Source organism: Dokdonella sp. (genome assembly GCF_036518555.1).
In the GTDB taxonomy this organism is placed as follows: Bacteria; Pseudomonadota; Gammaproteobacteria; order Xanthomonadales; family Rhodanobacteraceae; genus Dokdonella_A.
On sequence record NZ_DATDMY010000163.1, the window covers coordinates 1 to 10509 of the forward strand.

8 protein-coding genes are annotated in these 10509 nt (G+C 71.3%); 5 read left to right on the forward strand and 3 right to left on the reverse strand.

Going from position 1 to position 10509, the window contains the following annotated elements; all coding sequences use genetic code 11:
- Together VI238_RS09675 and VI238_RS09680 are read left to right on the forward strand one after the other, a co-directional pair.
- A partial coding sequence (locus tag VI238_RS09675; RefSeq protein ID WP_331650815.1) for a hypothetical protein occupies nt 1-262 on the forward strand: 262 nt, incomplete at its 5' end.
- Between the two features lie 86 nt (nt 263-348).
- The gene (locus tag VI238_RS09680) at nt 349-981 is read left to right on the forward strand and encodes a TIGR00645 family protein (RefSeq protein ID WP_331650817.1); all 633 of its coding nucleotides are present in this window, start codon (nt 349-351) and stop codon (nt 979-981) included.
- Nucleotides 982-1231: 250 nt separating this feature from the next.
- On the opposite strand, the gene VI238_RS09685 is transcribed toward VI238_RS09680, so the two are convergent.
- Nucleotides 1232-2620 carry a hypothetical protein gene (locus tag VI238_RS09685; protein WP_331650818.1) on the reverse strand — a complete coding sequence of 463 codons (1389 nt, stop codon included), beginning with the start codon at nt 2618-2620 and terminating at the stop codon, nt 1232-1234.
- A gap of 74 nt (nt 2621-2694) precedes the next feature.
- Here VI238_RS09685 and VI238_RS09690 point away from each other — a divergent pair, with 74 nt between their 5' ends.
- Complete coding sequence (locus tag VI238_RS09690; protein ID WP_331650820.1) at nt 2695-4959, forward strand: UvrD-helicase domain-containing protein; 2265 nt, start codon at nt 2695-2697, stop codon at nt 4957-4959.
- A gap of 76 nt (nt 4960-5035) precedes the next feature.
- Complete coding sequence (locus tag VI238_RS09695; RefSeq protein ID WP_331650822.1) at nt 5036-5980, forward strand: hypothetical protein; 945 nt, start codon at nt 5036-5038, stop codon at nt 5978-5980.
- A 47-nt stretch (nt 5981-6027) separates the two neighbouring features.
- Here the strand turns inward: VI238_RS09695 and VI238_RS09700 are convergent, their stop codons facing one another.
- Together VI238_RS09700 and VI238_RS09705 are read right to left on the reverse strand one after the other, a co-directional pair.
- A complete protein-coding gene (locus VI238_RS09700; protein WP_331650823.1) occupies nt 6028-6627 on the reverse strand; it encodes a DUF1579 domain-containing protein in 600 nt (199 codons plus the stop codon).
- A gap of 201 nt (nt 6628-6828) precedes the next feature.
- On the reverse strand, nt 6829-8106 hold the full coding sequence (locus VI238_RS09705) for a LamG domain-containing protein (RefSeq protein WP_331650825.1): 1278 nt from the start codon (nt 8104-8106) through the stop codon (nt 6829-6831).
- 145 nt (nt 8107-8251) lie between these two features.
- Here VI238_RS09705 and VI238_RS09710 point away from each other — a divergent pair.
- On the forward strand, nt 8252-10509 hold a 2258-nt coding region (locus VI238_RS09710), incomplete at its 3' end, for a protein kinase domain-containing protein (protein ID WP_331650827.1).

The window sequence follows — 10509 nt, forward strand, 5'->3', positions numbered from 1 at the left end:
CCGCGCGGCGACGCAGTGCTGGATCTGGGGCGAGGCGCGCAATGCGGCCGGCCGCGTCGAACACCTGCAGCTCGTGACGCCGAACGGCTACGCGCTCACCGTGACCTGCGCGCTCGACATCGCCGAGCACGTGCTCGCGCGCGCGCCCGCTCCGGGCTATCGCACGCCGTCGCAGCTGATGGGCGCGGCCTACGTGCTCGGCGTGCCGGGCGTGCGCGTCGCCGCGAGCTCGTTCGATCCCGCGGCCGCGGTGGCGGCCTGAGCGAGCCCCGCTGCGCCCGCGTGCCGATGCGCGGCGCGCCCGTTTTGCGGTAGCGTGCGGATTCTCCGACCGAGGCGCGTTCCCGCATGACCGTACCCAAACCGTCCCCCCTGTCGCCGTTGCCTGCGCTGATCTTCTCGGCTCGCTGGCTGCAGCTGCCGCTCTACCTCGGGCTCATCGTCGCCCAGGGCGTCTACGTCGTGTTGTTCGTGAAGGAGCTGTGGCACCTCATGCACGACGCACTGCGCCTCAGCGAGCAGGCGATCATGCTGATCGTGCTCGGCCTCATCGACGTCGTGATGATCTCGAACCTGCTGATCATGGTCATCGTCGGCGGCTACGAAACATTCGTCTCGCGGCTGCGCCTCGAAGGCCACCCCGACCAGCCCGAGTGGCTCAGCCACGTGAACGCGTCGGTGCTCAAGGTCAAGCTCGCGATGGCGATCATCGGCATCAGTTCGATCCACCTGCTCAAGAGCTTCATCGAGGCCGGCGCGATCGGCGGCGGGCTGCCGTTCTGCACGCCGGACCTCATCGCGCAGGCGACCGCCGAGATCGCCACGGGCGCCGGCCGCGGCTGCACGATGGTCACCGCGAGCGGCGTCATGTGGCAGACGATCATCCACTGCGTGTTCATCGCCTCGGCGATCGGCATCGCCTGGACCGACCGCCTCATGTCGGGCATCAACGGCTCGCGCGAACGCGCCGAGGCGCACTGAAGAAGCAGGATCACGAGACTGAAACACGAAGGACACGAAGGACACGAAGGAAAGCAATTCAGGCGGGAAGCAAGATCAAGAGATTGAAACACGGAGCACACGGACACATGGGCACACAGAGGAGAAGCTCCAGGATGAAAAGCTCTTCTCGCCCTTGGCTTTCTCCGTGTGCTCCGCGTGCTCCGTGTTTCAAGCTCTAGAGCTTTTCCTTGATATTGCTTTTCCTTCGTGTCTTCGTGTCCTTCGTGTTTCAGTCTTTCGCTTTGCTTTTCGCGTCGCTCCGATCTTTCGCACGCATGATCGCGGCCCGGACGGCGGCGTCGGCGGGGTCGTCGAGGGCCGGTATGTCCGGGAATTGCGCCAACCCGCGGTATTCGTGCCAGCGGCGTGCGAAGACGTCGGTGCCGAGCAGCGCGTCGAGCCGCTCGACGAACGCCTGCGGCGTCCAGTCCTGCTTCGCGAGGCAGCAGGCGTCGAATCGGCGCAGGGCTTCGTCGACGCCGAGGCGGCCGCCGCTCGAGCGCCTCAACTCGAGGTCGACGACGAGCCAGTACGCGGTGCCGCTCCAGTACACGCGCCCATAGCCGTGGTCGGTTTCCATCGCGAGCGATGCGTGTTCGAGCGTCGGCGCGCGGTCGCGCGGCGTCGCCGCGCGCCCGCGCGCGAAACCGTCCGCGAGTTCGGCCCACGCCTGCGCGGGCGTGAGCAGGCCCGCGCGCGCGCGCAGCACGTTCTGCAGGTAGGTCGCGAGGCCTTCGGCGAGCCATGCACCGCGTGCGCCGAGGTGCGGATGGAACAGGTGGGACAGCTCGTGCACGGCGATCCAGTCGCGCTCGAACGCGCGCGCGTCGCGTGAGGGGTCGACGAACAGGCTGAGGCCGTTGCCCTGGCCGCGCGTCGACTGGCCGAACACGACGGCTTCGCGCTGCGCGCCGACCGGGATCACGAGCACCTGCACGTCGGCGAGCGGCAGGCGGCCGTAGGCGGTCGTCGCGGCGTCGCTGACGCGGCCGAGCCAGGCGAGCAGGCGCGCCCGCTGCGCGACGTCGCTCTTGCCGCCGATCGCGACGTGCAGGCGCCCGCCGGGGCGTTCGATCGTCGTCTCGGACAGGTGGCCGATCGCGAGGCGCGCGAGCCAGTCGGTCGGCGTGTGCACGATGCGGTAGCGCCGCGTCGCATCGGGCGACGGCAGCGGCGTCCACGGCGCGGACATGGCGATGCCCGCGGGCAGCTCGACGCTCGCGTCGGCCGCTTCGATGCCGGACGCCATCAGCAACCAGCCGCCCGGATCGGTGATCGTCTCGCTCGCGCGCAGCGAACTGCGATGCGCATTCGCGTCGGCGATGCGGCCGAGATCGGCGTGCCAGCGCAGGCATTCGCCCGCGCGCCAGTCGCGCGCGTTCCAGCCGTCGCCGTCGCGCTGCAGCGACGCGCCACTCGAGCGCGAGAGATCCCGCACGTGGTCGGGCGCGGTGGCATCGCCGGCGAAGCGCTGCCGCGCCGCGGCGCGGTCGAGGCAAAGCGACACCCGCATCACGCGGGAAGCCGCGTCGTAGCGCAGCGTGTACTGCGCGGGCTCGCGTGCCGCAGCGGCCAGGCCGGGCACGAGCAGCAGCAACAGGACGACGATCCGGTTCATGTCGCAGATGATCGCCGCATCGCAGGGATCCTTGCATCGGCCGTTCGGCACGGCGGGCCGCTACAATCGCACGGATGGACGTGTCCCACCTGCTCGACGGACTCAACGAGGCGCAACGCGAAGCGGTCACCGCGCCACCCGGCCACTATCTCGTGCTTGCGGGCGCCGGCTCGGGCAAGACGCGCGTGCTCACGCACCGGATCGGCTGGCTGCTGCAGGTCGAGCGCATCTCGCCGTGGTCGGTGCTCGCGGTCACGTTCACGAACAAGGCCGCGGGCGAGATGCGCAGTCGCACCGAGAGCCTCATCGAAGGCGACGGACGCGGCCTCACCATCGGCACGTTCCATGGCATCGCGCACCGCTTGCTGCGCCGCCACTGGCGCGAGGCGCGGCTGCCCGAGACGTTCCAGATCCTCGACGCGGACGACCAGCTGCGCATGGTCAAGCGCACGATGCAGGGCATGGGCCTCGACGAGGCGCGCTTCCCGCCGCGCCAGGCGTGCTGGTTCATCAACGGCGCGAAGGACGAGGGCAAGCGGCCGGATGCGCTCGACCCCGGCTTCAATCCGGTCAACCGCGTGCTCGTCGACGTCTACCGCGCCTACGAGGATGCGTGCCGGCGCGCGGGCGTGGTCGACTTCGCCGAACTGCTGCTGCGCGCGCACGAGCTGTGGCTGCAGAACGACGAGCTGCTGCGCCATTACCGCGAGCGCTTCCGCCACCTGCTCATCGACGAATTCCAGGACACCAACACGTTGCAGTACGCCTGGCTGCGCGTGCTCGCCGGATCGACCGGCCAGGTGTTCGTGGTCGGCGACGACGACCAGGCGATCTACGGCTGGCGCGGCGCGCGGGTCGAGAACGTGCAGCATTTCCTGCGCGACTTCCCGAGTGCGCGCACGATCCGCCTCGAGCAGAACTACCGCTCGACCGGCAACATCCTCGCCGCCGCGAACGCGGTCATCGCGCACAACCCGGACCGGCTCGGCAAGCAGTTGTGGACCGCGGGCGACGACGGCACGCCGATCGAGCTGTACGCGGCCTACAACGAGCAGGACGAGGCGCGCTACGTGGTCGAACGCATCCGCGAGGGCTTGCGCGGCGACGCGCGGCCGTCCGACCACGCGATCCTGTACCGCTCGAACGCGCAGTCGCGCACGTTCGAGGAACAGCTGATCCAGCACGACATCGCCTATCGCGTCTACGGCGGCCTGCGCTACTTCGACCGCGCCGAAGTCAAGGACGCGCTCGCCTACCTGCGGCTCGTCGCGAACCGGCACGACGACGCGGCGTTCGAGCGCGCGGTCAACACGCCGCCGCGCGGCATCGGCGACCGAACCCTCGACAGCCTGCGCCAGCGCGCGCGGCGCGAGACCCTGTCGCTGTGGGAGGCCGCGCTCGCGGAGCTCGGCACCGACGTCCTCGCGGGGCGCGCGAAGAACGCGCTGCGCGGCTTCCTCCAGTTGATCGAGCAGCTCGCGCGCGATTGCCTCGCGCCATCGCGCGGCTTCGCGCTCGCCGGCGCGCGCCTGCTCGACGCGGGCGCACCGACCGAAACGATGGTCGGCGACGGCGAAGCGGTCGACGCGGACGAGCCGCTCTCGCTGTCCGAGCAGGTCGAGCACGCGCTCGCGCGGTCGGGCCTGCGCGAGTTCTACGAGAAGGACAGCCGCGGCAGTGCGGAGTCGCGCACGGAAAACCTCGACGAACTCGCCAACGTCGCGGCGCGCTTCCGTCGTACGCCCGAAGACCTCGAGGCCGGCCTGTCCGAACTCGCCGCGTTCCTCGCCCACGCCGCGCTCGAGGCGGGCGAAGGGCAGGGCGAGGCGTGGCAGGATTGCGTGCAGCTGATGACCCTGCATTCGGCGAAGGGCCTCGAGTTCCCGCAGGTGTTCCTCGTCGGCCTCGAGGACGGCCTGTTCCCGAGCCAGAAGTCGACCGAGGAGCCGGGGCGGCTCGAGGAGGAGCGGCGCCTCGCCTACGTCGGCATCACGCGTGCGCGCGAGCGCCTCGTGCTCACCTATGCCGAATCGCGGCGCCTGCACGGCGTCGAGTCGTATGCGCGGCCGTCGCGGTTCCTCGCCGAGATCCCGGCCGAGCTCGTGCACGAAGTGCGCCCGAAGGTCCAGGTCAGTCGCCCGGCGTTCGCGGGTCGCGTGGTCGCGCAGGACGTCGCGGCGCCGTTCAAGCTCGGCCAGCGCGTGCGCCATGCATCGTTCGGCGAGGGCGTCGTGCTGTCCTACGAGGGCGCCGGTGCGCACACGCTGGTCGAGGTGAATTTCGCCGACGCCGGGCGCAAGCGGCTCGTGCTCGCCTACGCGAATCTCTCGGCGATGTGACGCAGGGCGGGCGCGTGCACGGGCGAGCGCTCTCGGCGACAATCGGACGTTCCCGTTCCCGACCGGACGATCGCGCATGCAGCGCCAGACCCTGCTCGTCGCCGCCGCCCTGACCGCCACGGTCGCGACCGCGCTTTGGCTGTGGTCGATGCGTGCGCCGACGCCGCGGCCGGCACGGGTCGCAGCGGCCGCCGCGCCCGCGGCGGCCTTGACGCCCGCTGCCACGCCCGTGGCGCCGGCGCCCGCGCCGCCGCCGATCGCCGCGGAGAATGCGCTGCCACCGGCTTCCGCGATCGATCCGTCGCCGGCGCCGGCGCCGGCGGACGCGAATCCCGTGTCGGCGGCCGGCGTGACGTCGAAGCCGTCGACGCGCCGGACGCCCGCGTCCGCCGATCCCCCACTCGCGCCGGGCGATACGGCCGTCCCGTCGGATCCGTCGGACGCGGCCGGGTCGGACGCGTCCGCACCGGATGACGCCGTCGACGCGGATACGGCGCGCGACGCCGCGGAGAGCGCGCCCGCGATCGACGAAGACCAGGCGATCGACCTGTTCGCCGCGCGCATGACTGCGCTCGAGCAGGCGGGTGACGGCGACGCGGATGCCGCCGATGCGCGCCTGCAGAAGGAATTCGACGCGCGCGACGAGGGCGACGACGCCGCCACGCGCACGCGCGAATTGCGGGCGCGCCTGCAGGCGTGGATCGACGGGTTGTCGCCGGACCACCCGCACGACGTCCTGCTCGCCTCGGTCGAATGCCGCTCGGGCAGCTGCCGCGTCCTCGTCGCCGAGGGCGGCGTCGACCTGTCGGGCCAGGCCGAGTCGCCGGGCGGCGCGGCCGTCAATGCGCTGCAGGCGTCGTTCCTCGCGCTGCGCGCGACGGACTGGTGGCCACGCCTCCAGCTCGGCGAGGCGAGCATGTCGATGCATGCGGCCGACCCTGCCACCGCGCCCGGCTACGTGTTGTGGACGATCTACATCGGCGTAGGCGCGGACCCTGCGCGCTCCGAGCCGGCCGCCTGAGGTGTCGTCCGGCGGGGCGCCGTGGCGCTCCGCCGGCAGCAGCATCGCTACTGCTTGCTGTAGTCGATCTGCATCGTCTTGCTTTCCTTCCCTTTGTGCGTCTCGTGCCACTCGAACGTGTAGTGCGTCGGATCGACGATGCGCACGACCGCGCGCACGGGTACCTTCGTCGTGGGCGCCATCGGATCGTCCATCGAACCGCGGAACGTGTAGCTGTTGCTCGCCTTGTCGTAGCTGCCGTATGCAAGCCAGAAGCCGGTGGACATGCTGTCGTACCAGGTGCTGAAGAACTTGCCGCCGAGATTGTCGTAGCCCATCACGCCGCGGCCGCTGAACGGCTGTCCCATCATGTCGCCGTCGAACCTCGTCTCGATGTAGCGCCCACCGAACACCGCCTCGCTGTGCGACGTGCCCTGGCTTTCCTGCGGTGGCGCCTTCGGATCCATCCACATCGTGTTCTTCGTCTTCCAGTCGCCGACGAAATACTCCAGCTGCTTGTGCTCGGCGCGCACCGCGCCCATGCGTTCGTAGGCGTCAGCGGCCGCCTGCTGTTCCTTGCTCATCTTCGGCTGCGCCGCATCTTCCGCAGCGGCCGGACCCACGACTGCGAACGCGAACGCGAGCGTTGCGAATAGCTTCGTCTTCATGGTCTACCCCAGGTTGTGCCAGCGGATGGCGCGGCCAATCGTAGTCCTGCGCGATGACCGGCGCGAGCACCCTCGACCGGGCGCCTTGCTGCGCCGCAGCCTGCCGTCGCCCCGCAGCAGCGAGCGAAGCGCGTGCCCTGCAACACGGGCGCATCGGAGAGGCTCGCGCACGCGGCCGGCGCGACATCCGCTCGTGACGCGTCACTGGGCGGGATCGAGGCCGTCGGCGAAGATGAGGTCGGGCGCGAAACCGTCGAGTTCCATCACGCGCGGACCGAAGAACGCGCCCTCGCCGTGCTGCACGAACTGCGCGCGGAACTCCTGCGCGAAGCGAGGCCGCACGTTGGCACAGCGGTAGAGGCGGTAGTCGGCGCCGACCACGGGGTACGGCGTGCGCACCGGGCTGTCGTAGACGGGCATCCACTGGCCCGTGGCGAGGTCGCGCGCGAACAGCTTGAAGTCGCGGAACGCGCGCACGAAGGCGGGCGGCTGGCCGGCGAATGCGGACAGCGCGAAGCGATCGAGTTCGAACGGCGCCGCGGTACGCCATTCGATCGAATGGCTGAAGCCGTCGGGCATGTTGTCCTGGAACAGCAGCGAGTCCATTTCGGGCGTGACGTCGGTCGCGCCGAACACGCCGTCCGCGCTGCTGGACAGGAGCCCGCTCGTCGCCGTCACCTGCGCGTGCTCGAACGCGTCGTCGTGGTGCTCGCTCGCGCACGCCGGCTTGCATTTGCCGGCCGCCCCCGCGGCGAAGATGCCCTGGATCTCGGCGTCGGAGAGTGCGCGGTCGTACAGCGACACCTCGTCGAGGGCGCCGCGGAACCGGCCGAGGCCTCGACCGCTGCCGATCGTGTCCCAGGACGCGTACGCATGGGTTCTCGCGCTCTGCACGCCGGTGCGCACGAGCGCGCCGTTCACGTACAGGCGTGGCGTGCGGTCCTCCATCACCACCGCGATATGGGTCCAGTCGGTGATCGTGGTGTCGTAGCGCAGCAGGCACGGTAGATGGAAGCCCGCATGCTCGCTCACGCAGATCGCATTCGTGCCGATCACGAGGCCGATGCCGGCATCGTCGGGAAAGTCGCCGTGCAGCGGGAAGATCGCGAAGCGTTGCGCGAAGCCGGAACAGTTGCCCTCCTGCGCCTCGGCGCAGTCGGGCGTCGTATCGGTCGGCTTCGCCCACAACTCCCAGGTGAACGTGTTCTCGAGCGTCTTCTGCTCGTCGAGCGTGACGTCGGTGGCGATCGAGTCCGAATCGTTGTCGAACGCGACCGCTTCGCCGACGACGCCGGGCACGAAGGGGACGTCGCCGTTGGCCCAGCCGTTGTGGAAGCGCGCGCGATCGTCGAGGTCGCCGTCGGCGGCGAGCCAGTACACGCGCCCCGGTGGCGGGGTGACGCAGGTCTGCGCGGGGGCGATCTGCGCGAACGCGAGCAGGACGAGGGTGGGCGGTAGCAGCGGGTGCAGGCGGAACATGAGGATCTCCTGGCGGTCGGCGGGCCGCGGTTCGCAGCCCCTTGCATCAGGGCACGGCAAAGCGGGCGCGCTTTTGCCATCCGCATGCGGGACTGCCGCGTGGCGTGCGGCGCAGTACACTCGGCGCGGGCCCCGGGGGACCGACATGGCGATCGACGAAGACGCGCTGCGTACGGGCGGCGCGCTGCAGGGCGCGGTTGCGGCATCGCTGCTGCGCGAGTGCGATCGCGCGTCGGAGCTCGCGCCCGGCGACGAGGTCGGCCTGTATCGCGTCGTGCGCGAGCTCGCGCGTGGCGGCATGGCGATCGTCTACCTCGCCGAGCGCGCCGACGGCGAATACGAGCAGCAGGTCGCGCTGAAATGGATGCTCGACGCGCACCCCGACGCGGCGAGCGCGGGGCAGTTCCGGCGCGAGCGCCAGGCGCTTGCCGACCTGCGCCATCCGAACATCGCGCGCCTGCTCGACGGCGGTCGCACCGGCGACGGCCGGCCGTGGTTCGCGATGGAGCTCATCGACGGCGAGCGCATCGACGTGCACTGCGTGCGCTCGGCGCTGCCGCTCGCGCGGCGGCTCGGCCTGTTCCTGCAGGTGTGCAGCGCGGTCGCGTTCGCGCACGCGCGCGGCATCATCCATCGCGACATCAAGCCGAACAACGTGCTCGTCGACCTCGATCTCAGTGCGAAGCTGCTCGATTTCGGCATCGCGCAGCTGCTCGGCGACGTCGACGAGAGCGTCGCGCGCGCATGCACGCCCGACTTCGCCAGCCCCGAGCAGGTGCGCGGCGAGACGCCGACGATCGCATCCGACGTGTACCAGCTCGGCCGACTGCTCGCGGTGCTCGCGAGTCGTGACGAAGCCGAGCGCGCGACGCTCGCGAGCGCGCCGACCGAGCTGCGGCCCGACGGCGCCGCGATGGAACCCGCCTTGCCGGTGGATCTGCGCGGCGATCTCGCCGCGATCGTGCGCCGGGCGATCGCGGCCGACCCGCAGGCGCGCTACGCCACGGCCGATGCGCTCGCCGAGGACGTGCGCGCGTTCCTCGAGCACCGCCCGGTGCGCGCGCGGCCGCGTCGCGCGACCTATGTCGTCGCGCGTCATCTGCAGCGCCATCCGTTCGGCGCCGCGCTCGCTGCCTGCGCCCTCGCTCTGCTCGTCGGAGGCTCGGTGCACTTCACCGCGCGCCTGCGCGCCGAACGCGACCTCGCCGAGCAGCAGGCGCTGGCCGCGAACGCCGTCCTCGGCTTCCTCGACGACGACGTGTTCGACGCGGCCAATCCGTCGCACCGCGCGCCCGACGCGCCGGACATGACCTTGCGCGAGGCGCTGCGCATCGCCGAGGGCCACGTCGAACGCCGCTTCGCCGCGCAGCCCGCGCTCGCCGCGCGCGTGCTGACGACGCTCGCGGACCTGCGCTACCAGTTCGGCGATTTCGACGTCGCGCTCGCGCTGCTCGACCGTGCCGCCGCGTTGCCGGGCGTGGCGAAGGACGGCGCCGAGGACCTGCGCGCGCGCGCCGAGCGCGGCATGATCCTGACCACGACCAACCGTTTCGACGAGGCCGAAGCGATCCTCGGCGCGGTCGTCGCCGCGGCCGAGCGCACGCTCGGTCGCGACCATCGCGACACGCTCGAGTACACGTTGCGCCTGATCGAGAACGCGGAACGCCGCGCCCCCGACCTGTCGACCGCACCGCGTCTCGCCGCGCTGCGCGAGCGCGCCGATGCCGCGCTCGGCCGGCCGAACGAGATCAGCGCCGTCGCCGACTACCTCGTCGCGGACGACGCGCGCCTGCTCGGCACGCCGCTGCGCGCGGCCGCCGAGGCGCGTCGCGCGGTCGACGCACTGATGGCGACGAAAGGGCCCGACGACACGGCGACGCTCAAGGCGAAGGTCACGCTCGCATTCGTCGAACGCGCCGAGGGCCACGTCGACGACGCGCTCGCGACCCTGCGCGAGGCGCACCACGCGCAGGCGGCTCGCTACGGCGCCGACACGCTCGACGCGCTGTTCATGCAGAACGAGCTCGGCATGCAGCTCGCGTTCGCGGGACGCGACGACGAGGCGGGGACGCTGTTCGCCGATCTGCTCGCCCGCCGTGAGCGCGTGCAGGGCGCGCATTCGCCGCAGGTGATTCCGGCGCTGGTCAACCTCGGCGCAATCCGCCTGCGCCAGAAGCGGCCGGCCGACGCACTCGCGCAGTTCGAGCGCAGCGTCGCGATCATCGGCGCTTCGCCGGACACGCCGCGCTACATGATGGCGAGCGCCCGCCGCGCGCAGGCGGACGCGCTGCGCGAGCTCGGCCGGCTCGACGAGGCGATCCGCGCGCTCGATGCCGGCGACGAGGCAGCCACCGGACTCGCCGCCGACGACATGCGCCGGCTCGCGCTGCGCGGCGCGCGCGC